This window comes from Brevundimonas sp. TWP3-1-2b1 (assembly GCF_049896165.1).
Taxonomy (GTDB): domain Bacteria; phylum Pseudomonadota; class Alphaproteobacteria; order Caulobacterales; family Caulobacteraceae; genus Brevundimonas; species Brevundimonas subvibrioides_B.
This window is the reverse complement of record NZ_JAFCTT010000006.1, coordinates 89670-113329: the sequence shown is the minus strand read 5'-3', so window position 1 is coordinate 113329 and position 23660 is coordinate 89670. Positions and strand designations below refer to the sequence as shown.

The 23660-nt window shown below is 67.9% G+C and carries 22 protein-coding genes; 12 read left to right on the top strand and 10 right to left on the bottom strand.

Features of this window, described 5'->3' with window-relative positions:
- The first annotated feature begins 132 nt into the window (after nucleotides 1-132).
- From crtY to ACP7AB_RS07560, 3 genes are read left to right on the top strand one after another with little or no spacing between them, the layout of a single operon-like run.
- Nucleotides 133-1299, top strand: a complete 1167-nt coding sequence (crtY, locus tag ACP7AB_RS07570; protein ID WP_425989610.1) for a lycopene beta-cyclase CrtY — start codon at nucleotides 133-135, stop codon at nucleotides 1297-1299.
- Nucleotides 1296-2798: a phytoene desaturase gene (locus ACP7AB_RS07565; RefSeq protein WP_425989612.1), complete on the top strand. Its 1503-nt coding sequence runs from the start codon at nucleotides 1296-1298 to the stop codon at nucleotides 2796-2798. The genes crtY and ACP7AB_RS07565 overlap by 4 nt, the downstream gene beginning before the upstream one ends.
- Nucleotides 2795-3733 (top strand): phytoene/squalene synthase family protein, encoded by a 939-nt coding sequence (locus ACP7AB_RS07560; protein WP_425989614.1) that lies wholly within the window; start codon nucleotides 2795-2797, stop codon nucleotides 3731-3733. The genes ACP7AB_RS07565 and ACP7AB_RS07560 overlap by 4 nt, the downstream gene beginning before the upstream one ends.
- Here the strand turns inward: ACP7AB_RS07560 and ACP7AB_RS07555 are convergent.
- Complete coding sequence (locus ACP7AB_RS07555) at nucleotides 3705-4451, bottom strand: fatty acid desaturase (protein WP_425989616.1); 747 nt, start codon at nucleotides 4449-4451, stop codon at nucleotides 3705-3707. The two genes, ACP7AB_RS07560 and ACP7AB_RS07555, sit on opposite strands and share 29 nt — an antisense overlap.
- Nucleotides 4448-4993: a sterol desaturase family protein gene (locus ACP7AB_RS07550; RefSeq protein WP_426046126.1), complete on the bottom strand. Its 546-nt coding sequence runs from the start codon at nucleotides 4991-4993 to the stop codon at nucleotides 4448-4450. The genes ACP7AB_RS07555 and ACP7AB_RS07550 overlap by 4 nt, the downstream gene beginning before the upstream one ends.
- Nucleotides 4994-5011: 18 nt before the next feature.
- Here ACP7AB_RS07550 and fni point away from each other — a divergent pair, with 18 nt between their 5' ends.
- Both fni and ACP7AB_RS07540 read left to right on the top strand, forming a co-directional pair.
- Nucleotides 5012-6031: a type 2 isopentenyl-diphosphate Delta-isomerase gene (fni, locus tag ACP7AB_RS07545; RefSeq protein ID WP_425989619.1), complete on the top strand. Its 1020-nt coding sequence runs from the start codon at nucleotides 5012-5014 to the stop codon at nucleotides 6029-6031.
- Between the two features lie 103 nt (nucleotides 6032-6134).
- On the top strand, nucleotides 6135-6293 hold the full coding sequence (locus ACP7AB_RS07540; RefSeq protein ID WP_425989621.1) for a hypothetical protein: 159 nt from the start codon (nucleotides 6135-6137) through the stop codon (nucleotides 6291-6293).
- Here ACP7AB_RS07540 and ACP7AB_RS07535 read toward each other — a convergent pair whose 3' ends face one another.
- Both ACP7AB_RS07535 and trmFO read right to left on the bottom strand, forming a co-directional pair.
- Nucleotides 6294-7163, bottom strand: a complete 870-nt coding sequence (locus tag ACP7AB_RS07535; protein ID WP_425989623.1) for an oxygenase MpaB family protein — start codon at nucleotides 7161-7163, stop codon at nucleotides 6294-6296. It abuts the gene before it with no gap.
- Nucleotides 7164-7166: 3 nt separating this feature from the next.
- On the bottom strand, nucleotides 7167-8552 hold the full coding sequence (gene trmFO / locus ACP7AB_RS07530; RefSeq protein ID WP_425989625.1) for a methylenetetrahydrofolate--tRNA-(uracil(54)-C(5))-methyltransferase (FADH(2)-oxidizing) TrmFO: 1386 nt from the start codon (nucleotides 8550-8552) through the stop codon (nucleotides 7167-7169).
- A 99-nt stretch (nucleotides 8553-8651) separates the two neighbouring features.
- Between trmFO and ACP7AB_RS07525 the strand changes: the two genes are divergently transcribed.
- From ACP7AB_RS07525 to ACP7AB_RS07505, 5 genes are all read left to right on the top strand, one after another.
- Nucleotides 8652-9458 (top strand): hypothetical protein, encoded by an 807-nt coding sequence (locus ACP7AB_RS07525; protein ID WP_425989627.1) that lies wholly within the window; start codon nucleotides 8652-8654, stop codon nucleotides 9456-9458.
- 13 nt (nucleotides 9459-9471) lie between these two features.
- Nucleotides 9472-10422 (top strand): hypothetical protein, encoded by a 951-nt coding sequence (locus ACP7AB_RS07520; RefSeq protein ID WP_425989628.1) that lies wholly within the window; start codon nucleotides 9472-9474, stop codon nucleotides 10420-10422.
- A 19-nt stretch (nucleotides 10423-10441) separates the two neighbouring features.
- Nucleotides 10442-11329, top strand: coding sequence for a hypothetical protein (locus ACP7AB_RS07515; RefSeq protein WP_425989630.1), 888 nt, complete (start codon nucleotides 10442-10444; stop codon nucleotides 11327-11329).
- 132 nt (nucleotides 11330-11461) lie between these two features.
- On the top strand, nucleotides 11462-12397 hold the full coding sequence (locus tag ACP7AB_RS07510; RefSeq protein ID WP_425989632.1) for a CPBP family intramembrane glutamic endopeptidase: 936 nt from the start codon (nucleotides 11462-11464) through the stop codon (nucleotides 12395-12397).
- A 123-nt stretch (nucleotides 12398-12520) separates the two neighbouring features.
- On the top strand, nucleotides 12521-13936 hold the full coding sequence (locus tag ACP7AB_RS07505; RefSeq protein ID WP_425989634.1) for a nitrilase-related carbon-nitrogen hydrolase: 1416 nt from the start codon (nucleotides 12521-12523) through the stop codon (nucleotides 13934-13936).
- Here ACP7AB_RS07505 and uvrA read toward each other — a convergent pair.
- The 5 genes from uvrA to ACP7AB_RS07480 form a co-directional block, all read right to left on the bottom strand.
- On the bottom strand, nucleotides 13933-16878 hold the full coding sequence (uvrA, locus tag ACP7AB_RS07500) for an excinuclease ABC subunit UvrA (protein WP_425989636.1): 2946 nt from the start codon (nucleotides 16876-16878) through the stop codon (nucleotides 13933-13935). The genes ACP7AB_RS07505 and uvrA overlap by 4 nt on opposite strands.
- A 243-nt stretch (nucleotides 16879-17121) precedes the next feature.
- Nucleotides 17122-18723 carry an EAL domain-containing protein gene (locus ACP7AB_RS07495; protein ID WP_425989638.1) on the bottom strand — a complete coding sequence of 534 codons (1602 nt, stop codon included), beginning with the start codon at nucleotides 18721-18723 and terminating at the stop codon, nucleotides 17122-17124.
- 74 nt (nucleotides 18724-18797) lie between these two features.
- The gene (locus tag ACP7AB_RS07490; RefSeq protein WP_425989640.1) at nucleotides 18798-19238 is read right to left on the bottom strand and encodes a flagellar basal-body protein FlbY; all 441 of its coding nucleotides are present in this window, start codon (nucleotides 19236-19238) and stop codon (nucleotides 18798-18800) included.
- Nucleotides 19235-19558 (bottom strand): rod-binding protein, encoded by a 324-nt coding sequence (locus ACP7AB_RS07485; RefSeq protein ID WP_425989642.1) that lies wholly within the window; start codon nucleotides 19556-19558, stop codon nucleotides 19235-19237. The genes ACP7AB_RS07490 and ACP7AB_RS07485 overlap by 4 nt, the downstream gene beginning before the upstream one ends.
- Nucleotides 19558-20613, bottom strand: a complete 1056-nt coding sequence (locus tag ACP7AB_RS07480; protein WP_425989777.1) for a flagellar basal body P-ring protein FlgI — start codon at nucleotides 20611-20613, stop codon at nucleotides 19558-19560. The genes ACP7AB_RS07485 and ACP7AB_RS07480 overlap by 1 nt, the downstream gene beginning before the upstream one ends.
- A gap of 233 nt (nucleotides 20614-20846) precedes the next feature.
- On the opposite strand from ACP7AB_RS07480, the gene ACP7AB_RS07475 reads away from it, so the two are divergent.
- Nucleotides 20847-21272, top strand: coding sequence for a flagellar assembly protein FliX (locus ACP7AB_RS07475; protein ID WP_425989644.1), 426 nt, complete (start codon nucleotides 20847-20849; stop codon nucleotides 21270-21272).
- Nucleotides 21273-21456: 184 nt separating this feature from the next.
- Entirely contained in the window at nucleotides 21457-21891 is a 435-nt protein-coding gene (gene dksA, locus ACP7AB_RS07470; protein ID WP_303696140.1) for an RNA polymerase-binding protein DksA, read from the top strand.
- Between the two features lie 184 nt (nucleotides 21892-22075).
- Here dksA and ACP7AB_RS07465 read toward each other — a convergent pair whose 3' ends face one another.
- Nucleotides 22076-23572, bottom strand: a complete 1497-nt coding sequence (locus tag ACP7AB_RS07465; protein WP_303696096.1) for a replicative DNA helicase — start codon at nucleotides 23570-23572, stop codon at nucleotides 22076-22078.
- Between the last annotated feature and the right edge of the window lie 88 nt (nucleotides 23573-23660).

The following is a 23660-nucleotide window of genomic DNA, read 5'->3' as shown; positions in this document are numbered from 1 at the left end:
CGCAAAGCCAGCTGTCAGCCGGCGATTTCGGTGACGATGGCTACGCAGATTTCTGCTGATTACGCAGAGACTGCATTTTCAGGGAGGCCTCGATGCGTTCGCGTCGGGGCCTCTTTCGTTTAAGGATCGGACATGGCTGCGCTCGAGCATGATCTGATCCTCGTCGGCGGCGGTCTGGCCTCCAGCCTGATCGCCTGGCGACTGGCGCTCGACCGGCCGGAGTTGCGCGTCGCGGTGGTCGAACGGGACGGGCGGCTGGGTGGCGAGCACACCTGGTCCTTCTTCGATGGCGACATTCCGGCCAGGGATCGCGCCTGGCTGGAGCCCGCGACTCCGCACCGCTGGCCGGACGGGTACGAGGTCTTCTTTCCGGGGCTGAGCCGGGTGCTGGAGACGCCGTACAACAGCCTGACGTCGGATCGGCTGCATGCGACCGTCGCGCCGCTGCTGGGTGACCGGCTGATCAAGGGCGGGGCGGTCGAGGTCCAACCCGACGGTGTGACCTTGTCAGACGGGCGGGTGCTGCGGGCAGCCGGGGTGATCGACGCGCGGGGCCCCGCGCCGACGCCGCATCTGGACCTTGGCTGGCAGCTGTTCGTCGGCCGGACGGTAAGGCTGACCCAGCCGCACGGCCTGACGCGTCCGACGATCATGGACGCCACGGTGGGGCAGGGCGACGCCTACCGGTTCGTCTATCTACTGCCGTTCGATGAGCGGACGGTGCTGGTAGAGGACACCTATTATGTCGATGGGCCGATGCTGGACCGGGCCCTGCTGAACCGGCGAATCGACGCCTACATCCGCTCGCGTGGCTGGACCGTCGAGGCCGTGGTCGGCGAGGAGGAGGGCGTCCTGCCCATCGCGCTGGACGGCGACATCGACGCCTTCTGGGCCGAGGGGCCGCCGGTGGCGCGCGCGGGCCTGGCCGGAGCGCTGTTCCACCCGACGACGGGATACTCCCTGCCGGATGCGGTCGCCGTGGCGCGACTGGTGGCGGAGGCCGACGACCTGTCATCGGCCGCTCTGCGGGCCCTGATTGAGGGATATTCGAAATCGCTCTGGGCCAGGCGCGCCTATTATCGGCTGCTCGACCGGATGCTGTTCCGGGCGGCGGAGCCGAGGGAACGGTGGAAGGTGCTGCGACGCTTCTACGGTTTGCCGGAACCCCTGGTGAGGCGTTTCTACGCAGGCGCCAGTACGGCGCTGGACAAGGTCCGCATCCTGGCGGGAAAACCCCCCGTGCCCGTCGGTCGGGCGCTGAGGCAACTCCGGGAATCCGGGCGAGGAAAAGCGGAATGAGAGACGTGACGGCCAGGCGCGCGGTAGTGATCGGCGCCGGCTTCGGAGGCATCGCCCTGGCCATCCGCCTCCAGCGCGCGGGCGTGCAGACAACCCTGATCGAGAAGCGCGACAAGCCCGGCGGCCGCGCCTACGTCTGGAAGGAACAGGGCTTCACCTTCGACGCCGGCCCCACGGTCATCACCGACCCCGACTGTCTGACCGACCTGTTCGAAGGCACGGGCCGGTCACTGTCCGACTATGCCGAACTTCTGCCGGTCGATCCCTTCTATCGGCTGTGCTGGGAGGACGGGGCGTCGTTCGATTACAACGACGACCAGGCCGCGATGGAGCGCCAGATCGCGGCCTTCAACCCGGCCGACGTCGAGGGCTACAACAAGTTCCACGCCTATTCCGAGGCGCTGTACCAGGAGGGATACCTCAAACTGGGCGCCGTGCCGTTCCAGTCCTTCTGGTCGATGATCAAGGCGGCGCCGGAGCTGGCCCGGCTGGAAAGCTGGAACAGCGTCCATGCCATGGTCGCCCGCTACATCGAGGACCCGCATCTGCAGCAGGCCTTCAGCTTCCATACGCTGCTGGTCGGCGGCGATCCGTTCAAGACCAGTTCCGTCTATGCTCTGATCCACGCGCTGGAGCGGCGCGGCGGCGTCTGGTTCGCGCGCGGCGGCACCGGGGCCCTGATCGCCGGGCTGGTGAAGGGGTTCGAGGATCTGGGCGGGACCGTCCGCCTGAACACCTCCGTTGAGCGCATCGAGACTGAAGGCGACCGGGCGACCGGCGTGACCCTCGACACCGGCGAGACGATTCCAGCCGACATGGTCGCGTCGAACGCCGATGTGGTCCACACCTACGACAAGCTTCTGGGCCGGACCCCGCGCGGAAAGGCGAAGGCGAAATCGCTGAAATCCAAGCGGTTCTCGATGTCGCTGTTCGTGCTGCACTTCGGCACGTCAAAGCCCCAGCCGCAGCTGGCGCATCACACGATCTGTTTCGGTCCGCGCTATCGCGAACTGATCTCTGAGATCTTCTCGGGTCCGACCCTGCCCGAGGACTTTTCCCTCTATCTGCACGCGCCCTGCGCCACCGACCCGTCGATGGCGCCCGAGGGGATGAGCAGCCACTACGTCCTGTCGCCCGTCCCGCACCTCGGCGCCGCCGACATCGATTGGGAGACCAGGGGGCCTGAGTATCGCGAGAAGATTATCGACTACCTCGAGGAACGGTACATCCCGAACCTGCGGCGTGATCTGGTGACGACGCGCATCTGGACCCCTGCCGATTTCAAGGAAGACCTCAACGCCCACCTGGGCTCGGCCTTCTCGCTGGAGCCCATCTTGACGCAGAGCGCCTGGTTCCGGCCGCACAATCGCGACGATGTCATCCCGAACCTGTATGTTGTCGGGGCCGGCACCCATCCGGGGGCGGGCATCCCCGGCGTGGTCGGTTCGGCCAAGGCGACGGCGGGGCTGATGCTGGAACAGGCCGCGCAGAGCCAATGACCGACGCCGTCCTCGCCGCCTCCAAGGCCTCGATCACCAAGGGGTCAAAGAGCTTCCGCTCCGCCTCGCGGCTGTTCGAACCGGCGGTGCGCGAGGACGCCTGGCTGCTCTACGCCTGGTGCCGGGCCTGCGACGACGAGATCGACGGACAGGACCACGGCTTCGGCCACGAGGAATTGTCGGTCGAGGAGCAGCAGCGACGTCTGGCCCGCCTCTACGACATGACCCGGCGCGCCATGACCGGCGAACCCATGCCTGACCCGACCTTTGCCGCCTTCCAGCGCGTCGCCATCCGCCATCGCCTGCCGGAGCGCTGGGCGATGGATCTGATCGACGGCTTCGCCATGGACGTGGAGCATCGGGAGTATCGGACGCTCGACGACGTCATGGCCTATTGCTGGCATGTCGCCGGGGTCGTCGGGGTCATGATGGCCCGCGTGATGGGGGTGACCGACCCCGAGGTCCTGCGCCGGGCCCAGGATCTGGGTCTGGCCTTCCAGCTGACCAATATCTCGCGCGACGTGATCGAGGACGCCGAGGACGGCCGCGTCTATCTGCCGTCGGACTGGTTGGTCGCGGCGGGGCTGGAACCGACGGCCCAGGCCGTGGCGGATCCGGCGAACCGGGCGGTGGTGCATGCCGTGACCCAACGTCTTCTGGCCGCGGCCGAGCCCTATTACGATAGCGCGCGGGACGGATTGCGGGGCCTGCCGTTCCGATCCTCGATGGCGATCGCGGCGGCGCGCGGCATCTATCGCGAGATCGGCCGCAAGGTCCGCCGGCGCGGGCCGGGCGTGTGGGTCAAGCGGGTGTCGGTCGGCCGGCCGATGAAGCTGTGGCTGTTCGGGCGGGGGGCGATGATCGCGATCTGGACCCAGGTCCTCGATCGCGGGAAGGCGCCGCCGCCTAGACCGGGGTTGTGGACCCGGGTCTGACGATGTCGCGCCGGACGTCCGGCAACCGCCACCACGGCGTCCCCGGCGAAAGATGGTGCTCGTGGTGCATGCCGAAGTGGAAACAGGTCAGCAGTGATGCGATCCACGGCATCGGAATCGTCCGCGCATTGTGACGGTCGGCGAAGGCCTCGGCGCCCTGGTCGTGTCGATGCGGCAGCCAGGTGCCGAAGACGAACAGCTGCAGCGCGCTCAGGATCGCCGGTAGCGCCCAGAACAGGATCACGTTGGCGACATGGGCGCCGATCAGCAGATAGGCGATCAGCACAGCCGTCACGATGGCGAACTCCCGCCCGCCGAAATAGCGCATGAAGAAGCTGTAGAACCAGGGCGCGAAAGCCTCGGGTCGGGCGGCGTGGAAGTCCGGGTCCTCGGCCTGGCCGGGCGTCTGGTGATGCTGATGGTGGCTGCCGCTGAGCTTGCGGTAGGAGAAGGCGGCATAGGCCCCGACGCAGATCTGACCCACCACGGCGTTCACGCGCGGACGGCCGGGCGCCAGCGAGCCGTGCATGGCGTCGTGGGCGACGATGAACATGCCGGCGCCGAGCCAGCTCTGGGTCAGGATGATCAGCGGCACGACCGCAACTGCGGGCCAGGTCAAAGGCTGGAAGAAGACGCCCCAGACATGCAGCGTCGCCCAGCCGCCGACGATCAGGGCGGCGAGGCCCAGCCCGATCGCGCTCTGGCGGCCGGCTGTCACTCCGGGGCCTGGGCGGCGCGTTCGGTGCGGCGGGCCTTCAGGACGGCGCTGAGACGGTGCGGGTCAGGGGCGAAGACGAAGCCGAACGACACGGCGCCTTCCCGCGTCTGGACCGCGTGATGCAGTTTGTGCGCCTGAACCAGACGGCGGGCGTAGCCGTTCTTCGGCATCCAGTGAAACGGCCAGCGCTGATGCACCAGTCCGTCGTGCACGAAGGCGTAGACGGCGCCGTAGAGGGTCACCCCCAAGGCGATGGCTCGCACCCACCAGAGACCCGTCAGCCAGGCGATGACGAACAGGCCGGTCCCCACGATCGCGCCGACGACGCCATAGAGGTCGTTGGTCTCGAACATCTTGTCGTGGGGCTCGTGGTGATCGCGGTGCCACCCCCATCCCAGGGGCCCGTGCATGATATAGCGATGGGTCCACCAGGCGACGCCCTCCATGAGGAAGAAGACGGCCAGGGTCAGCAGGGTGAACCACACGGGAAGCATGGACGGCAGGATACGCCTGCGCGGCCGCTGTTCCAACCGTGGCGTCATGCCGCTAAGCAGTCTTGCATGGCCGACGACGTGATCCGCGACCGCAAGGACCAGCATCTGGACGTCGTTCTGGCGGGCGGCGGACGGCATGCGCACGACGCCGGGTTCGATGCGATCCGCTTCGTGCACGAGGCCCTGCCGGATCTGGATCACGCCAAGATCGACCTCGGTGCTGACTTCCTCGGCCGACGACTGAAGGCGCCGCTGCTGATCAGTTCGATGACCGGCGGACCCGCCCGGGCCGAGACGATCAACGCCCATCTGGCCGAGGCGGCGCAGGCGCTGGGCATCGCCCTGGCGGTGGGATCCCAGCGGGCGGCGCTTGAGGGCGGGGCGAGCGGTCTGGACCAGTCTCTGCGTCGGCGGGCGCCGGACATGCCGATCCTGGCCAATATCGGCGCGGCCCAGCTGACGCGGGGCTTCGGCCTCGAGGAGGCGCGGCGGGTCGTCGACATGATCGGGGCCGACGCCCTGATCGTCCATCTGAACCCTCTGCAGGAAGCCTGTCAGCCCGAGGGCGATCGTGATTGGTGGGGCGTCGGCGCGGCGCTTGAGGCGCTGGTGCGGCGGTTGGACGCGCCAGTGGTGGTCAAGGAGACGGGCGCCGGTCTGTCGGCGGCGACGGCGCGACGTCTGGCGGAGATGGGTGTGGCCGGGCTCGATGTGGCCGGAGCGGGCGGGGCGAACTGGGGGCTGATCGAGGGTGAGCGGGCGGCCCATCCGGCCGACAGGGCGCATGCGCTGGCCTTCGCCGACTGGGGCATTCCAACCGCCGTGGCGATCGCCCAGGCGCGGGCGGCCTGTCCGGACATGGTCCTGATCGGATCGGGCGGGGTCCGCGACGGCGTCGATGCGGCCAGGGCCATCCGGCTGGGCGCCGACATCGTCGGTCAGGCGGCCGGCGTGCTCAAGGCCGCGACCGTCTCGACCGAGGCGGTGGTCGACCATTTCCAGATCGTCATCCGCCAGCTGCGCACCGCGTGTTTTTGCACCGGCTCGGCCAATCTCCAGGACCTGAGACGGGCGCGACTGCAGTAGAAACGGACGCCAGGCACGCAGAGGTAGAGATCGACGTCTGCCCCGGCCCGCTCAAGTGGTGATGCGAATCGTGTACTCTTGGCCGGTCGCCGGAGTCGATTTGTTGAGCGTTCACCCCTTTCCCGCCGTGTCCAAAGCCCTGTCTCCCTCGAAGAGTGCGCCCCCTCGGCGGCCGGATCGGGTCGAGCTGATGCTGGTCTCGGGCGTGGTGCTGGCGACCGCGGCGCAGTTCGCCCTGTGCGCCTGGTTCTGGCTGGCCTAGCTACTCTGGCCAGACGCGGACCTGATCGGGCCAGACCTTGCGGTTGGGCGAGCCCTGATAGACCCAGTCCAGGGTGCGGGCCAGGGAGCGCGCGCCGAACCGCTGGGCGGGCCGCGCCGCCGGGAGTCCGTGCATGGCGCGGGCCCAGTCCGGCAACAGGTCCGCGCCGGCGGCCATGACCAGACCGGCAGCGACGCCCTCGGCCGGGCCGCCGATCCTCTGACCCATGACGAGGGCGGCGACCTCGCGCGTGCGGGCGTCGGCCTTGAGCTGAGGCCGCATCGACTGGATCAGGGCCTCGGCCGAGGCGCGGTCGCGAGGCACGGGGTCGGCGCCGAGGGCCAGACCGATGCGCGCCATCTCGTCGAAATAGGCATCCTGGTCCGCTGCCGACATGTCCGGATCGCCATAGCGGACCCAGGCGTCGAGGAAGCTCGAGATCTCCGTCACATGGACCCAGGCCAGCAGGGCCGGGTCATCGACGCGATAGGGCGTTCCGTCCGGCAGGGTCCCGCCGAGCTTGCGATGGATGCCCTTGACCCGGTCGATGGCCGCCTGTCCGTTCGAGGCATGGTCGAAGGTGGTGACCGCGATGAACTTGGCCGTCCGCCTCAGCCGCCCGTGCATGTCGGCCCGGAAGTCGGAGTGATCCCAGACGCCCGCCAGCACCGCCGGATGCAGCATCTGCAGCAGCAGGCCCGAGACCCCGCCGATCATCATGGTGACGATGTCGCCGTTGACCCGCCAGGCCACGGCGTCGGTCGGGAACAGGGCGTCGGCGCGGCGCAGGGCCGGCCGCTCGCCCCGCTCATAGTCGTTGAACAGCTGGTTGATCCTGCGGCGGATCGCGATCTTGACCGGATCCAGCATCGATCAGGCCGCGTCCCGCCAGGCTTCCAGCGCGCGCAGGGCCCGGATGCTCATCAGCCGCTTCTTGGCCCGGCCGCGTTCCTTCATCGGGATCTTTACCCCGGCCTCGTCGACCTTCGGCGTCTCGAGCGGGGGCAGAAGTCCATAGTTGATATTCATCGGCTGGAACTTCGAGCCCGCCAGATGGCCGCCGGTGATGTGTTCGACCAGGGCGCCGATGGCCGTATCCGCCTCGGGCGCATCCAGCGACTTGCCCAACCGTTCGGCGGCGGCGAGACGACCGGCCAGCAGGCCCGTCGCGGCGCTCTCGACATAGCCTTCCACGCCCGTGACCTGACCGGCGAAGCGCAGGCGCGGCATCGACTTCATCCGCAATTGGCGGTCCAGCAACTGCGGGCTGTTCAGATAGGTGTTGCGGTGCAGGCCGCCGAGCCGCGCGAACTGGGCGTTCTGCAGGCCCGGGATCATGCGGAAGGTCTCGGCCTGGGCGCCGTGCTTCAGCTTGGTCTGGAAGCCGACGATGTTGAACAGGGTGCCCAGCGCATTGTCCTGACGCAGCTGGACGATGGCGTGGGCCTTGACCAGCGGATCGCGCGGGTTGGTCAGGCCGACGGGCTTCATCGGGCCGTGGCGCAGGGTCTCGCGGCCGCGCTCGGCCATGACCTCGATGGGCAGGCAGCCGTCGAAATAGGGGACGTTCTCCCACTCCTTGAACTCGGCCTTGGGGCCGTCGATCAGGGCGTCGACGAAGGCCTCGTACTGCGCCTTGTTCATCGGGCAGTTGACATAGGCGGCGGCGTCTCCGCCCGGGCCTTCCTTGTCATAGCGCGACTGACGCCAGGCGATGTCGAAGTCGATCGACTCGGCGTGGACGATGGGGGCGATGGCGTCGAAGAAGCTCAGGCTCTCCTCGCCGGTCAGTTTCAGAATGGCCTCGGCCAGGGCCGGGGAGGTCAGGGGGCCGGTGGCGACGATGACGCTGTCCCACTCTTCCGGCGGCAGGCCGGCGATCTCCTCGCGCTGGATCGTGACCAGCGGATGGGCCTCCAGTTTGGCGGTCACGGCCTGGGAAAATCCGTCGCGGTCGACGGCCAGGGCGCCGCCGGCGGGCACCTGATGCGCATCGCCGCAGGACATGATGATCGACCCGAGGGCCCGCATCTCGGCGTGCAACAGGCCCACGGCATTGTGCTCCCAGTCGTCGGAGCGGAAGGAGTTGGAGCACACCAGTTCGGCCAGACCGTCGGTATGGTGGGCGTCGGTCATGATGCCCGGCACGCCGCGCATCTCGTGCAGGACGACGGGGACGCCCGCCGAGGCGATCTGCCAGGCGGCTTCGGATCCGGCGAGGCCGCCGCCGATCACGTGGATAGGGGAGAGGTCAGTCATGCGGCTTCTTAGACACGGGAATGGTGTTCGTCAGCAGGCGTCTGGTCGGCTTGTGGTATCGCCCGCTATGATCGGCCGAACGCTCGGCGAGGGGGCTTGATGAGCAACAAGGATGTCGGAGGCCGGCGCCTGAACCTTCAGGCCGCGCTGGGGACGACGGTTCGCGCTCTGCCTCGGCTGTGGTCGGGTGCGGCCGGGGCGCTGATTCTGTGTGCGTTGCTCTGGTTGCTGCCTGTGGTCTGGCCCATCGAGGGGTGGATGCGGTGGGCATGGGCGCTGGCGGCCGCGGCCTCCGCCCTGGTCGCGGTCGGAGCGTTGGCTCGGCTGTCGATCCGTGACGACCTGACCGAGGCCCGCGCTCTGGGTCTGGGGCCGCTGGGTCTGCAGGCGAAGCCGCCCGAGGCGCGTCTGGTCGGCGCCCTGCTGCTGTGTCTGCTGTTCCTGTCCATGATCGTGTCGATCCTGGCCCTGGTCGTGCTGGCGATCTTCGGCATGGCGGAGTTGAACGTTCAGGCCATCCAGGCGCGCGACTGGGCCGCCGTGGGCGCGCCGTGGAAGCTCGGCGTCCTGACGGTGCTCGCCGCCGGGGCGGTGGCCATCCCGTTGCTGCTCCTCGTGCGACTGTCGCTGTTCGTGCCCGCCACCCTGGGACGACGCCAGATGGTGTCGCTGAACTCGATGGGCATCGCCTACGGCAGCTTCTGGCCGCTGCTGGCGGGGCTGATCGCGACGGCCCTGCCCAAGATCGTGCTGCTGACGCTGATCGGGACCGGGATGCTGGCGGGGCGGACCGGAGAGGTCGTCTGGGTTCTGGGACTGGTCGGGCTGCAACTGCCGCTGACGATCGGCTTCCTCGGCGCCGCCTATCGACAGCTGGAATACTGGTCGCCCGACAAACCGAAGTGATGGAGACGACGCGATGAAGCCGGGTTTTTCCTTCAACGACGCCCTCGGGGCGCCGTTCGTGCTGCTGCGCCGGCGGCCGCTGAGCCTGTTCGTCTGGGGCCTGATAATGACGGCGCTGGTCGCGGTCTTGTACAGCCTGATGATCCCCGCCCTGGGCTCGATGATCGGCGCACCGGACAGAGAGGCGGCGTTCGACACCTATCTGACGGAGTCGATCCGGCTGCAGGCGACGGTCAACGGCATGAACATCGTCATGTACCTGGTCATGCTGCTGACCTGGACGGCGGCGGCCCGCGCGACCCTCTCGCCGGGCCGTGGCGATCCGTTCCTGTTCCTGCGTCTGGGCATGGACGAGGTCCGGGTCGCCGTGACGCTGATAGCGGTCTTCTTCATCTGGTATATCGTCCTGATCGTCATGGTTCTGATCGGGGTCGGCATCGGCCTGGCGCTGTGGAGCCAGGGCCATGCCACGGCTATCGGCGTGCTCATCGCCTATGGCCTGCTGGTCTTCGCACTGTCGGTCTGGGGGTGGTTGAGGGTGTCGCTGATCGCGCCGGCCAGCCTGATCCTGAAGCGGTTCGCCTTCACCGAAGGCTGGGCGATCGCGCGGGGCCAGATGTGGAAGCTGCTGGGCCTGAACCTGGTGATCTGGATCATCTACATGATCAGCGCGATCCTGATGTACGCTGCGGTCGGCGCGATCCTGGCGGCCGGCTTCTTCGGTCAGGGCCTGGTCTGGCCGCACGATATCGACAGCGTCGCGGACCTGGAGCCTTTGCTGCGGCCGATGCTGCTACCGGCGCTGGGGGCCGTGATTCCGATGTCGCTTGGGTTCGGCTGGGTGATGGCCCTGTATGCCGCCCCCGGCGTGGTGGCTGCGCGCCAACTTCTGGACGGCGTTCCCGCGCCGGCCCCGATCGTCGAAGACGCGCCGCCCGTCGATACGCTACAACCATCCCAATAGGGATTCACGGAGGGAACCGATGACCTTTTCAGCGACCGAGGCCGCCTTCGAAGGCTTTCGCGTGGTGCGCCGCCATCCGCTGGCGATTGTGTTCTGGAGTCTGGCCTATCTGATCTTCTTCGCCGCCTTCTTCGGGTTGTTCGGCGGCTCGCTGGCGACCCTGATGGCGACGACCGAGAGCCTGGAGGGCGCGCAGCCCAGCTCGCAGGAGCTCGAAGCCTTGGGCCAGACCTATCTGGGCTTCATGGCCCTCGCCCTGCCGCTTGGGCTCGTGATCGGCGCTGTGCTGAACGCCGCCGTCGCGCGCGCGGTCCTGTTTCCCGCCGAGAAGGGCTTCGGCTACATGCGCCTCGGTGGCGATGAATTGCGGGTGCTCGCCGTCTCGGTGATCCTGGGCATCGTCTTCTTCGCCGTTTCCATCGTCCTGTTCGGGGTCGTGGGAGTGCTGGCCGGACTCGCAGCCCAGGCCAATGCGGGTGTCGGCATCCTCGTCGGAGTCCTGGTCGGCCTCGGCGCTTGCGTTGTGCTCTTCTGGCTGGCGATCCGCCTCAGCATGGCCATCCCTCTGACCGTGGCCGAAAAGCGGATCGCGCCGTTCGCATCCTTCGCCATGACCAAGGGCCACGCCTTGCCGCTGCTGGGCATGGCGGTCATCGCCTTCGTCATGTCGATCCTCGTCACCCTGCTGGGCACGATCATCGCCCTGCCCATCACCCTCGCGACCGGCGGCATCCAGCAGTTGGCGACGATGGACGGCCAGTCGCCGGCGCAGATCCTGCAGGCCGCCGGCCCCGGTCTGATCGGCTGGGGTGTGGTCAACGCCATCTTTTCGGCGCTCCAGATCGCAGTGGTCTATGCGCCGTTTTCGGCCGCCTATCGTGACCTGAAGGGCCTGCCGCACGAGTGACCCGGTCGCGACCCAGGCCCTGTCCCCGGGCTGGATCGAACAAAGTCCGGGGTGTGTGCATCCACCGGGCGGGGCCGGGGCCTCATGACAGGACAAACCCTGATCCGCCGACCCGTCCGACTGGAGACCCCCATGACAGGAATTGAGCTGTACGCGCCGAGGCTGGAGCGTCATCGACGCACCTGGAGCGTGGCCGCGGTGGTTCTCGCCGCGGTCTTCCTGATTGGCGGGCCGCTGATCGCGGTCCTGATCGCCAAGCTCACGGGACTGAATTCCCGGATGGGGTGGTCCAGCGAGCTCTATCAGCTGGTCGTTTTTTTCGGCCTGACGGCGGCGCTGCTGATCGCGTGGGTCGTCCTGTTCGAGCGGCGCCCGCTGTCGACCATCGGCTTCAACGGGCAGGGGCTGAAGCGCTTCCTGCGCGGCTATGCCGTCGGCCTCGGCTTCCTGCTCGCCACGATCGGGATCATCGCGGCCGCCGGCGGCTATCGCGTCGAAGCCGGCGGGGTCTTCGCCTCGGCGGCCGTGCCGGCGGCCCTCCTGCCCATCGGCGCCCTGCTGCTGGGCTTTATCGTCCAGGGCTCGGCCGAGGAGATCGTGTTCCGGGGCTGGCTGATGCAGCTGATCGCCTCGCGCCACGGACTGGTCATCGCCCTGATCGTCAACGCCGTCCTGTTCGGCCTGGCCCACGCCGGCAACACGGACCCGACGCCGGAGCTGGCGCTGGGCGTCGTGAACATCATTCTGTTCGGCACCTTCATCGGCCTCTATGCGGCGCGCGAAGGCTCGCTGTGGGGCGTGTGCGGCTGGCATGCGGCCTGGAACTGGCTTCTGGGCCTGGGCTTCGGGCTGGAGGTGTCGGGTCACGTCCTCGACGTCACCCCCCTGTTCGTCGACTTGACGGCGACCGCGGGCGCGCCCTGGTGGCTGACCGGCGCGACCTTCGGCCCGGAGGCCAGCGTGGTGACGACGGCGGTGCTGCTTGCGGGTGTGATCGTGCTGATGGTGCGCGGCCGGACTAGGGATCATGGTGTGGAAGCGGCGGCAGGCGCGGGGCTGCAGGCTTGAAGATCCAGCCGCCGGACCGGACCTTGGCCGGGCTTTGCTGAGGGGCTGTCCATGATATCCGCGAGGGAGGAGCCAGGGTCCCGAGGCCGGAGAGCGGTCCGGATTGCCGGGCGGATCATCGCCGTGGTGGTCACCGGCCTGTTGCTGCGCAGCGCGGCCGGGCCGGAACCCCTGTGGTGGCTGGCCTGGACGGCGCCGGCGCTGTTGTTGTGGCTGGCGCTGAAGTCCAGCGCCGCCGACGCGCGGTGGATGACGTTTGGCGCGGCCCTGATCGGCGCCGGGGCGAACCTGCACTATTTCACCATCGTCACCCGGTCGCCGCTGCTGGCGATCGTGCTGGTGACCGGGATCGCCCTGTTGTGGACGCTCGCGGCCGGGGCGACCCGTCGCGCCGTCCTGTTGCGCCGCAGCGCCTGGGCGCTTTTTACTTATCCTGCCGCCTGGGCGGCCATCCATACCGTCATGGCGGCTCTGGCTCCGGACGGGGACTGGGGCCTGATCGGTTATTCGCAGGGGGACCACCCCTTGGTCCTGCAGATCGCGGCCATCGGAGGCGTCGCGGCCGTCGCCTTCCTCGTCTCCTTGCCCGCCGCCGCCGTGGCGACGGCCCTCACGCTCGCGGGCTCCGGCGACGGCTTGCGGCGCGGCTGGATGGCCTATGCCGCGGCCGCGCTTCTGGGTCTGGCGGCGACGGGCTATGGCGCGGTTCGGCTGGCGCAACCCGTGACAGGACAGGCCGCCGTCTTCGGGCTGATGGCGGTCGACGCCGACATCGGACCACGGGCCACCGCGACCTATGTCGCACCCATCCGGAAACGGTATCTGACCGGTATTGAAACGCTGGCGAAGGCCGGCGCCGAGGTCATCGTCCTGCCCGAGAAGATCTCGGTCGGGGATCCGGGACAGATCGGCCTGTGGCGCACCGCCCTGGCCGGGGCCGCCCGGGATCAGGGCGTCTGGCTGGAGGCCGGCCTGGCGATCACCCATCCCGACGGTATCCGCAATATGGCCTATCTCTACGCCCCCGACGGACGGGAGGTGGCAGCCTATCGCAAGCAGTTCATGGCTCCTCCAGAGCGGGTTGAAGGATACAGCGCCGGTTCCGACTATGCGGTCACTCCGGTCGGCGGCGCGCCCTTTGGCCTGGCCATCTGCAAGGACATGCATTTCGCCCGTCTGGCGCGGGCCTACGGCCAGCGGGATGCGGCCGTCATGCTCGTGCCGGCTTGGGACTTTGGCCACATCGACCAGTGGATGGGCGCGCGCATGACGGCAATGCGGGGTGTCGAACAGGGCTTTGCCGTAGTGCGGACCAGCAAGGAGGGTCTGTTGTCCGTCAGCGATCCCCACGGGCGTATCGTGGCCGAGGCCGAGAGTGCCGCCGGGGCAGGGCAGAGCCTGCTGGCGACGCTGGCCGTCGAGCCGCGTCGTCCCACCCTCTACGGCCGGATCGGTGACCTGTTCGGATGGTTGTGCCTCGCGTTCGTGGCGGGCATGATTTTGCCGTGGCGGCGACGCACCCGATCCCGGACCGTCTAGGCTCGCGTCTTCACTCGTACCGGCTTTGCTGCCGAAGCCGTGGGCTCGCCCGACAGGGCCGCGACCCGCGCCTTGCGGCGCGTCTCGTGCCGGTCCAGCACCTCCTTGAGGTATTTGCCGGTCCAGCTCGCCTCGTTCGCAGCGACCTGTTCGGGGGTGCCGACCGCGACGATCTCGCCGCCGCCGTCGCCGCCCTCGGGGCCGAAGTCCAGCAGATAGTCGGCGATCTTGATGACATCGAGATTGTGTTCGATCACCACGATCGTGTTGCCGGCCTCGACCAGTTCCTGCAACACCTCCAGCAGTTTGCGGATGTCCTCGAAATGCAGGCCTGTGGTGGGCTCATCGAGGATGTAGAGGGTCTTGCCGGTCGCCCGTTTCGACAGTTCCTTGGACAGCTTGACCCGCTGGGCCTCGCCGCCCGACAGGGTCGTGGCCGACTGTCCGACCTGGACGTAGCCGAGGCCGACGCGTGACAGGGTCAGCATCTTGTCGCGGATCGGCGGCACGGCCTTGAAGAACTGGCCCGCCTCCTCGACCGTCATGTCCAGCACGTCGGAAATGCTCTTGCCCTTGAAGACGATCTCCAGCGTCTCGCGATTATAGCGCTTGCCCTTGCAGACGTCGCAGGTGACGTAGACGTCGGGCAGGAAATGCATCTCGATCTTGATCAGGCCGTCGCCCTGACAGGCCTCGCAGCGCCCGCCCTTGACGTTGAAGCTGAACCGGCCGGGGCCGTAGCCGCGCGCCTTGGATTCGGGCAGGCCGGCGTACCAGTCGCGGATCGGCCCGAAGGCGCCGGTATAGGTGGCCGGGTTCGAGCGCGGCGTGCGGCCGATGGGCGACTGGTCGATGTCGATGACCTTGTCGAAATGCTCCAGCCCCTCGATCCGGTCGAAGGGGGCGGGGGCGTCGGAGGCGTTGTGAAGCCGGCGCGCCGCCGCCTTGTAGAGGGTCTCGATCGTAAAGGTCGACTTGCCGCCGCCCGACACCCCGGTGACGCAGGTGAACAGGCCGACGGGGATTTCGCCCGTGACCGCCTTCAGATTGTTGCCGGTCGCGCCCGAGATCCTGAGCATCTTCTTGCGGTCGATCGGACGGCGGCCTTCCGGCGGCAGTTCGATCTCACGCTCGCCGGTCAGGTATTTGCCGGTCAGGGACTTCGGATTGGCCATGACCTCTTCGGGCGTGCCCTCGGCGCAGATCTCGCCGCCGTGGACGCCGGCGGCCGGACCCATGTCGATGACGTAGTCGGCGGTCATGATCGCCTCCTCGTCGTGTTCGACGACGAGGACGGAGTTGCCGAGGTCGCGCAGGCCGCGAAGGCTCTCCAGCAGACGGCTGTTGTCGCGCTGGTGCAGGCCGATCGACGGCTCGTCCAGTACATAGAGCACGCCGGTCAGGCCCGAGCCGATCTGGGAGGCCAGGCGAATGCGCTGGCTCTCGCCCCCGGACAGGGTGCCGGAGGACCGCGACAGGCTGAGGTAGTCGAGGCCGACATTGTTCAGGAAGCGCAGCCGGTCGCTGATCTCCTTCAGGATGCGTCGGCCGATCTCCATCTGCTTGTCGGTCAGCTGGTCGGGCAGGGCGCTGACCCAGTCGTAGGCCTTCCTGATCGACAGCATGGAGATCTCGGCGATGTCGTTGCCGGCGATCTTCACCGCCAGGGCCTCGGGCTTCAGACGCTTGCCGCCGCAGGCGTCGCACGGGGTCTCGGACTGGAACCGGCCCAGCTCCTCGCGCACCCAGGCGCTGTCGGTCTCGCGCCAGCGGCGGTCGAGGTTGGGCACGACCCCCTCGAACGGCTTGGAGACCTCGTATTTCCGGGCGTTGTCGTCATAGACGAACTTGATCTTCTCCGAGCCCGTGCCGTTCAGGATCACGGACTGGGCCTTCTCGGCCAGTTCGCGCCACGGCTTGTCCATCGAGAAGCCGTAGTGGAGCGCCAGCGCCTGCAGGGTCTGGGTGTAGAGCGGCGAGGGGCCGCGCGACCACGGGGCGACCGCGCCCTTGTGCAGGGTCTTGTCGCGGTCCGGGATGACCAGGTCAGCGTCGAAGGCCAGCTTGACCCCCAGGCCGTCGCAGACCGGGCAGGCGCCGAACGGATTGTTGAACGAGAACAGGCGCGGCTCGATCTCGGCGATGGTGAAGCCGGAGACCGGGCAGGCGAACTTCTCGGAGAAGGTGATCCGGCGCGGTTCCTGGCCTTCCTCGGCGTTGGCCCATTCGGCGACGGCGATGCCGTCGGCCAGGCCCAGGGCGGTCTGTAGACTGTCGGCGTAGCGCGCTTCGAGCCCGGCCTTGGTCACGATCCGGTCCACGACGATGTCGATGTCGTGCTTGAACTTCTTGTCGAGCGTCGGCGCGTCCTCGATGGCGTAGAAGGCCCCGTCGATCTTCAGCCGCTGGAAGCCCGAGCGCTGCCACTCGGCCATCTCCTTCTTGTATTCGCCCTTGCGACCCCTGATGACCGGGGCCAGCAGCAGCAGCCGCTCGCCCTCGGGCAGGGTGCCCAGTTTGTCGACCATCATGGAGATAGTCTGGCTCTCGATCGGCAGGCCGGTGGCGGGCGAGTAGGGCACGCCGACGCGCGCCCACAGCAGACGCATATAGTCGTGGATCTCGGTCACCGTGCCGACGGTGGAACGCGGGTTCTTCGACGTCGTCTTCTGTTCGATCGAGATCGCCGGCGACAGGCCCTCGATCAGGTCGACGTCCGGCTTGCCCATCAGCTCCAGGAACTGGCGGGCGTAGGCGCTCAGGCTCTCGACATAGCGGCGCTGGCCCTCGGCATAGATGGTGTCGAAGGCGAGCGAGGATTTGCCCGACCCCGACAGGCCGGTCATGACGACCAGTTTCTCGCGCGGGATGTCGACATCCACGCCCTTGAGATTGTGCTCGCGGGCGCCGCGCACGCGGATGAAGTTATGCTTTTCGGTCATGCTGCCAGGAAACGGGGGCCGGGAACGCGGGAGCGCCGGACGGGGTCCGGTGCGACAACGCTATATGGGAACTGATCCGGGGATATCAGCAAGAACAATATGGGAACATCAAGGCGCTGCCGCCAGATGCTGTCACTCCAGCAGCGCGGCGCCGGTGTTCTGGGTGCCGACGCATGGGACGTCCTCGACACCGCCGGTCGAGCAGTCGTCTACGCCTGAGCTGTCACGCTTCGCGGCGTTCCGTCAGCCCCAGCCGGAAACGGCGCCCACACGTCGGACAGAGGCGGCCGGCTCGCCATAGGCCAGCACCGTGCGCGGCTCGGCCTCCGCCTTGCCGAACAGCCAGCCCTGGCCCTGATCAACGCGGAGATCGCGCAGGATTTCCGCCACGTCCTCGGTCTCGATCATTTCGGCGATGGTCTCGACCTTCATCGAGCGACAGAGGTCGACCAGGTGGCCGATCATCGTCCGGGCGCGAGGGTCGGTCTGGATCCCCTCCACGAACCGTCCATCGATCTTGACCGTGTCGACCGAGAGGCCGCGCAGGTAGTCATAGGAGGCGGAACCGGCTCCGAAATCGTCAATACAGACCCTGATGCCGGCCGCGCGCAGCGCGCCCAGTCGACGGTTGGCGGACTCGATATCCGCCAAGGCGGCGGACTCGGTCACTTCGACGATCAGGCGGCGTCTCTCGTCGGGCTTGGACGCCGTCATCCGCAGGACGGCCTGCACATAGCGGTCGTCGGCCAGGGAGGCCCCTGAGACATTGACCGCGAACTTCAGAAGACCGGCGCCGGGTCGCCGGAGCCGGCTGAGAGCCTTTTCCGCCACCGCGATGTCGAAGGCGTTGATCAGGGCGAGTTCTTCCGCCATCCGGATCGTATCGGCCGGCCCGGCCGAATCCTTGAAGCGCGCCAGCGCCTCGAAATGATGGACCCCGCCGGTCTTCAGGTCGACGATCGGCTGGTAGTGAAGATCGAAACTGCGATCGCGCGCCATGGTCCTGAAGGCGTCGGCATCCTTGAGCGTGCGGGACATGGACGCGGTGAACGACAGCCCGGGCCCGCCCGCGCCGTCGTTCAGGCAGCCTTCGACGGCGAAGCGCAGCGCCCGGAGGGTGTTCAGGGTGTTGCCGCCGGTCTCCGTGCCCACGTCCGTCGCGGCGACATCGAGCGTCAGGCCCTCGCTGAGGCCCAGTTCACGCATCTCCCCGGCGAGGTCATGGGCGATCGTCCGGTCGCGCAACATGGCGAAACGCTCCGGGCCGAGTTTGCCGGCGCTGGCTCCGTCGATCGAAGCCGCCTGGAGCGCGGCCTCGACCCTCGCCGTCAGGCGTTGGCCCGCCTCGCCCAGGCCTTCGGCCGCCGCGAGACCGACGACATCGACGAAGGCGACCGTCATGTCCGCCGAGGCGTCCGGCGCCGTCAGCAGGTCGCGGGCGCGATCCAGGAAGGCGCCCGGCGTCAGCGCCGGACGCGCGAGAGGATCGTGGAGCGCATAGGCCGGGCCCTCCCAGGTCACCGAGACCGAGATGTTCGGTGCGAGGTCCGGCAGCACGAAAAGCCGCATTGTCGCCCGACGCACGCGGTCCTCGCTGGACCGAAAGAGCACTTCGACCGGGGCGGATCGCGAGCCAGCGGCAAGATCGGCCACGACCCGCTCCAGGAGCTTGGCGCTGGCCTTGCCGATGCCGTCGAAAAGAGAGCTGCCGATAAGGGATTCCGCCGACGTCTGAGCCGAGGGGCCGGATCCCAGCCCGAACGCGATCCGGCCGTCTTTCTCGATCTCCAGCAGGAGGTCCGACGAGGCGAAGGCCAGACCCAGAAGGCGTTTGCGGATGGACATCAGGCGATACTGCCGCCGACCCGTTAAGCTTCGCCTCAGACTTGTCGTTAACGTGCCGGCTCAGACCAGGCGGTTCAGGCCGTGCGGTTCAGGGTGACGGCGCGGCTGTCGCCGCCGTTCGCCTTGCCGGAGGCGCCGTAGCCGGTTCCCATGGCTCGCGCGCCGGCGACTTCCTGGGCGATGGTGCGGACCAGACCCTCCGAGATCGTGCGCGCCGCCTCGACCGTGCGGCCGTGGATGGCGAGCACCGCCTCGAAGGCCTCGGTCGCCTTGATCAGGGCCATGCGTTCGCTCGCCGGCGCGGAGGCCAGGATCGCCTTGTTGGCCTTGAGGTGCCCGGATTCCTTGCGATACTGGTTGGCCAGCTCCTGGGTCTCGGCCAGGCCTGCCGTGATATCGGCCGCGCGACGGGTGGCGAAGGCGTCGGTCTCCTGCTCGAGCCGGGCGGTCAGTCGGTCGGTCAGCGCCGTGAGTCTGCGCAGATAGGCCGTGGCGGTGGTCGGATCGTGGCTCATGCGACCGCTCCGGGCTGGGCCTGGGTCTGTTCGGTCTGCATGCGGATCATCTCGGACACGACGGTGTCGGCCAGGCCGATGCCGCCGGCTCGGACGGTCTGTTTGGCCATTTCGTCGATCATGAAGCTGCGCCAGGTGCCCTCGGCCTCGCCGCCGCCGAACGCGCCGTTGGTGTCGATACCCTCGAACATCGGCTTGAGCATCTGCGACAGGAAGGAGGCCTCGAACTTCTCCGCCGTCTCGCGCATGCGCGGCGTTTCCGCAGTCGGTGCGGCCATTGGCGAGGTCAGCAGGGAGGGGGAGACGGCCAGGTCGCTCATCACAGAACCTCGATGTCGGCCTGCAGGGCGCCCGCCGCCTTGATGGCTTGAAGGATGGAAATCATGTCGCGGGGCGAGACGCCGAGCGCGTTCAGCCCGTTGACCAGGGTCGACAGCGAGGTCGCGCCGTTCACCAGCCGGATCTCGCGGCCCAGTTCTTCCTCGACCGTGACATCGGACTGCGGGACTACCGTGGTCTGGCCCTGGCTGAAGGGGGCCGGCTGGCTGACCTGCGGGTTTTCCTGGACCGAGATGGTCAGGTTGCCCTGGGCGATGGCGACGGTGGAGATGCGGACGTTCTCGCCCATGACGATCACGCCGTTGACCTCGTCGATGATCACCCGGGCCGGGGTGTCGACCGCGACCGGCATGTTCTCGACGCGGCTGATGAAGGCGGCCATGCCGAGTTGGGCGGGCGCACGCAGGGCGACGACGGAGCCATTCTCGGCCAGGGCGGTCGAAGGGTAGGTGGCGTTGATGGCGGCGGCCACGCGCTGGGCCGTCGTGAAGTCGGGATTGCGCAGGGTCAGGCGCACTTCGGTGAGACTGTCGAGCTGGAAGCCGGTTTCGCGTTCGACCGTGGCGCCCGAGGCGATGCGGCCGGCGGTCGGCACGCCGCGTGTCACCGACGAGCCCGAACCGCCCGAGCCCGACACCGAACCGGTCTGCACCGAGCCCTGCCCCACGGCATAGACCTGGCTGTCGGCGCCCTGGAGGCTGGTGACCAGCAGCGTGCCGCCGAGCAGGCTCTTGGCGTCGCAAAGGCTGGAGACCGAGATGTCGACCCGCGAGCCGGGCGTGGCGAAGGGCGGCAGTTCGGCCGTCACCATGACGGCGGCCAGGTTCTTGGAGTTGGCGTTCGTTCCGCGAATATTGACGCCAAGGCGCTCGGTCATCCCTTCCAGCGACTGGCGTGTGAAGGGGCAGTTGCGCAGGCTGTCGCCCGTGCCGTTCAGGCCGACGACGAGGCCGTAGCCGACCAACTGGTTGGTCCGGACGCCCTCGATCGAGGCGATGTCCTTGATCCGCGACTGGGCCGACGCCGGGGCGGCCATTACGGCGCTGAGGGCGAGGGGGATCAGGAAGGCGGTGAGAAACTTTTGCACTGGCCGGCTTTCCACGAGGGTTCGGGGACAGGTGTTGCGAAGATCGTGCCGCGAAGAAAACCGTTTTAAATCAATGAATCGGTCTGGCTGACGCCCGCTCGGCCCGGCAAATCCTGCCTTGCCGTTAACCAAACAGTGACGGTCGCCCGACGATGGTGCGGAATGTCCCGGAGTCTCCGCTCATGAAGGTCAACGGCCCGTCCGGCGCCGCCCCAACCGGCGGCCAGCGTCCGGTGCGCTCGGCCGGCGGCTTTTCCGTGCCTCAGGCGTCAGGCGCGGCCCCGGCCAGTGCGTCGCAGGCGGCGGCTCCAGCGTCCGCGGTCGCCGATCTCTCGGCCCTGATGGCGCTTCAGGGCGTCGAAACGGCGACGGAGCGCCGTCGTCGCGCCATCCGTCGCGGCGGGACACTGCTGGACCGTCTGGACGAGTTGAAGATCGCCATGCTGTCGGGTGAGGCCGGGGAAGGCGCGCTCGAACGCCTGGGTCGGACCCTGCGCGAGGAACGTCCGGAGGACGAGGACGCGGGCCTGACAGGTCTGCTCGAACAGATCGACCTGCGCGCCGCCGTTGAACTGGCCAAGGCCGAAGTTCGCCGCAACGCAGCATAAACTGCGGAAAATCGGCCTTATTCCCCCGTTTCGGGGACAAGGTGAGGACGGAATGTCACGGTGCCGGGTCCAACGAAGCATCGCCGCGATCACGGACGCGCGAACACGGTTGCCGCGACTCTCCGGCCTGCCTATACGCCTGCAAGCGCCATGGGGGGCGTTGTCCTAGAGTGTGAGTGCGATGATGACCGCATTGGCCTCGATCGTGTCTGACGAACCGGTCGCCTATCGACCTTCCGACGACGAGCCGTTCATGAATGAACGTCAGCTCGCCTATTTCAAGCACAAGCTCATGGCGTGGCGGGATGACATCCTGCGCGAATCCAAAGGCACCGTGGTCAACCTGAAGGCCGAGACGGAGAACCATCCGGATCTGCTGGATCGGGCGTCTTCGGCGTCGGATCGCGCGCTGGAGCTGCGTACGCGCGACCGACAGCGCAAGCTGATCTCCAAGATCGAGGACGCCCTGCGTCGGATCGAGGACGGCTCCTACGGCTATTGCGAGGACACGGGCGAACCGATCGGCCTCGGGCGGCTGGAAGCCCGTCCGACCGCGACCATGTCCGTCGAAGCCCAGGAACGCCACGAGCGCCGCGAACGGGTTCACAGGGACGACTAGAGCTTTTCTCTCTCTCCCGGCGGGAGAGGGCTTGAGGCTCGCAGAGTGAAGCGATGCGTCTTAGCCGAAAGGGTGAGGGGCAGCCCTCACCGGTTAGCGCCAACCCCTCGCCCTTTCGCGCAAGACCGATCGCCTGACGGCTTCCGGGCGTTCAAGCCCTCTCCCGCCGGGAGAGGGAACATACCTACTCCGGGATATCGCTGAAGTTGCCGTAGCCGCTGCGGGCCAGGTTGCCGAAGCGGGTGGTGTCGGCGTCGAAGCTCAGTTTCACGATGCCGATCGGGCCGTGGCGCTGCTTGCCGATGACGACCTCCGCCTGGTGTTCCAGAAGGTCCATGTCCTCCTGCCATTTCAGGTGCTCTTCCGTGCCTTCGCGCGGCTCGGTGCGGCCCAGGTAGTAGCTTTCGCGATAGACGAACATGACGCAATCGGCGTCCTGCTCGATCGAGCCTGACTCGCGCAGGTCGGACAGCTGCGGCCGCTTGTCTTCGCGGTTCTCGACCTGACGCGACAGCTGCGACAGGGCGATGATCGGCAGGTTCAGCTCCTTGGCGAGGGCCTTCAGGCCGCCGGTGATCTCGGACACCTCCTGCACCCGGTTCTTCTGCGCATTGCCGTCGCCGACGGTGATGAGCTGGAGGTAGTCGACGATGATCAGGTCGAGGCCCTGTTCCATCCGCTTCAGGCGGCGCGCGCGGGCGGCCAGTTTGGAGATGGCCAGACCGCCGGTGGCGTCGATATAGAGGGGGCTCTCGCCGATCTCGATGGCGGCGTCGCGCACCTTGCCGAAGTCGGAGGCGTCGATCTCGCCCTTGCGCAGGCGGTCGGAGGACACGCCGGAGGCGTCGGCCAGAATCCGCATGGCCAGCTGTTCGGCGCTCATTTCCAGCGAGAAGAAGGCGACCACGCCGCCGGAGACGGTCTTGCGGCCGTCAGGCGTCGGCTCCCAGCGGTAGTTGCGGGCCACGTTGAAGGCGATGTTGGTCGCCAGCGCCGTCTTGCCCATCGACGGACGGCCCGCGAGGATCAGCAGGTCGGACGGGTGCATGCCGCCGAGCTTCGAATCCAGATCGTCCAGATGGGTCGCCAGACCGGCCAGCTTGCCGTCGCGCTGATAGGCCTCGCCCGCCATCTGGACGGCGCCGGCGAGGGCGGTCGAGAAGCTGACAAACCCGGACGAGGGCGCGCCGGTCTCGGCCAGCGAATACAGGGTCAGTTCCGCCTGCTCGATCTGGTCGATGGCGGCGGTCTCGGGGTTGGGGGCGTCCCTGACGATGTCGCCACCGACGCGGATCAGGTCGCGGCGCAGGGCCAGATCATAGACCACACGGGCATAGTCCGGCGCGTTGGCGCCCAGGGGCGCGCGATCCATCAGGTCGGCCAGATAGCGCAGGCCTCCGAACTCGGCGAAGGCCGGATCCTGTTTGAACCGTTCCATCAGGATGGTCGGCTCGGCCAGCATGCCCTGGCGGATATGGTCCTCGATCGCGTCGTAGAGCCGCTGGTGGAAGGGCTCGTAGAAGTGCTGGCCGCGCAGGCGATCGCTCAGCCGCTCGAAGATGGCGTTGTCGAACATCAGGGCGCCCAGCAGCGCCTGTTCGGCCTCAAGGTTATGAGGCAGCGATGGAATCGCGACGGCCCCAAATGAATCGGAGGGGGCAAAGGGAGAGAAAGCGTTCATCGGGTTAACGCTTACCCGTCCCACGCCCCTGCGACATGCCCGGACGCACCCGTCAACGGGGATGGTTTGGGACCGACTGTGGACCGCT

Coding starts and splice junctions, on each gene's coding strand:
- crtY (WP_425989610.1), top strand. CDS start 133: ATGGCTGCGCTCGAGCATGATCTGATCCTCGTCGGCGGCGGTCTGGCC.
- ACP7AB_RS07565 (WP_425989612.1), top strand. CDS start 1,296: ATGAGAGACGTGACGGCCAGGCGCGCGGTAGTGATCGGCGCCGGCTTC.
- ACP7AB_RS07560 (WP_425989614.1), top strand. CDS start 2,795: ATGACCGACGCCGTCCTCGCCGCCTCCAAGGCCTCGATCACCAAGGGG.
- ACP7AB_RS07550 (WP_426046126.1), bottom strand. CDS start 4,993: ATGACGCCACGGTTGGAACAGCGGCCGCGCAGGCGTATCCTGCCGTCC.
- fni (WP_425989619.1), top strand. CDS start 5,012: ATGGCCGACGACGTGATCCGCGACCGCAAGGACCAGCATCTGGACGTC.
- ACP7AB_RS07535 (WP_425989623.1), bottom strand. CDS start 7,163: ATGCTGGATCCGGTCAAGATCGCGATCCGCCGCAGGATCAACCAGCTG.
- trmFO (WP_425989625.1), bottom strand. CDS start 8,552: ATGACTGACCTCTCCCCTATCCACGTGATCGGCGGCGGCCTCGCCGGA.
- ACP7AB_RS07525 (WP_425989627.1), top strand. CDS start 8,652: ATGAGCAACAAGGATGTCGGAGGCCGGCGCCTGAACCTTCAGGCCGCG.
- ACP7AB_RS07520 (WP_425989628.1), top strand. CDS start 9,472: ATGAAGCCGGGTTTTTCCTTCAACGACGCCCTCGGGGCGCCGTTCGTG.
- ACP7AB_RS07515 (WP_425989630.1), top strand. CDS start 10,442: ATGACCTTTTCAGCGACCGAGGCCGCCTTCGAAGGCTTTCGCGTGGTG.
- ACP7AB_RS07510 (WP_425989632.1), top strand. CDS start 11,462: ATGACAGGAATTGAGCTGTACGCGCCGAGGCTGGAGCGTCATCGACGC.
- uvrA (WP_425989636.1), bottom strand. CDS start 16,878: ATGACCGAAAAGCATAACTTCATCCGCGTGCGCGGCGCCCGCGAGCAC.
- ACP7AB_RS07495 (WP_425989638.1), bottom strand. CDS start 18,723: ATGTCCATCCGCAAACGCCTTCTGGGTCTGGCCTTCGCCTCGTCGGAC.
- ACP7AB_RS07490 (WP_425989640.1), bottom strand. CDS start 19,238: ATGAGCCACGATCCGACCACCGCCACGGCCTATCTGCGCAGACTCACG.
- ACP7AB_RS07485 (WP_425989642.1), bottom strand. CDS start 19,558: ATGAGCGACCTGGCCGTCTCCCCCTCCCTGCTGACCTCGCCAATGGCC.
- ACP7AB_RS07480 (WP_425989777.1), bottom strand. CDS start 20,613: ATGGCCGCCCCGGCGTCGGCCCAGTCGCGGATCAAGGACATCGCCTCG.
- ACP7AB_RS07475 (WP_425989644.1), top strand. CDS start 20,847: ATGAAGGTCAACGGCCCGTCCGGCGCCGCCCCAACCGGCGGCCAGCGT.
- dksA (WP_303696140.1), top strand. CDS start 21,457: ATGACCGCATTGGCCTCGATCGTGTCTGACGAACCGGTCGCCTATCGA.
- ACP7AB_RS07465 (WP_303696096.1), bottom strand. CDS start 23,572: ATGAACGCTTTCTCTCCCTTTGCCCCCTCCGATTCATTTGGGGCCGTC.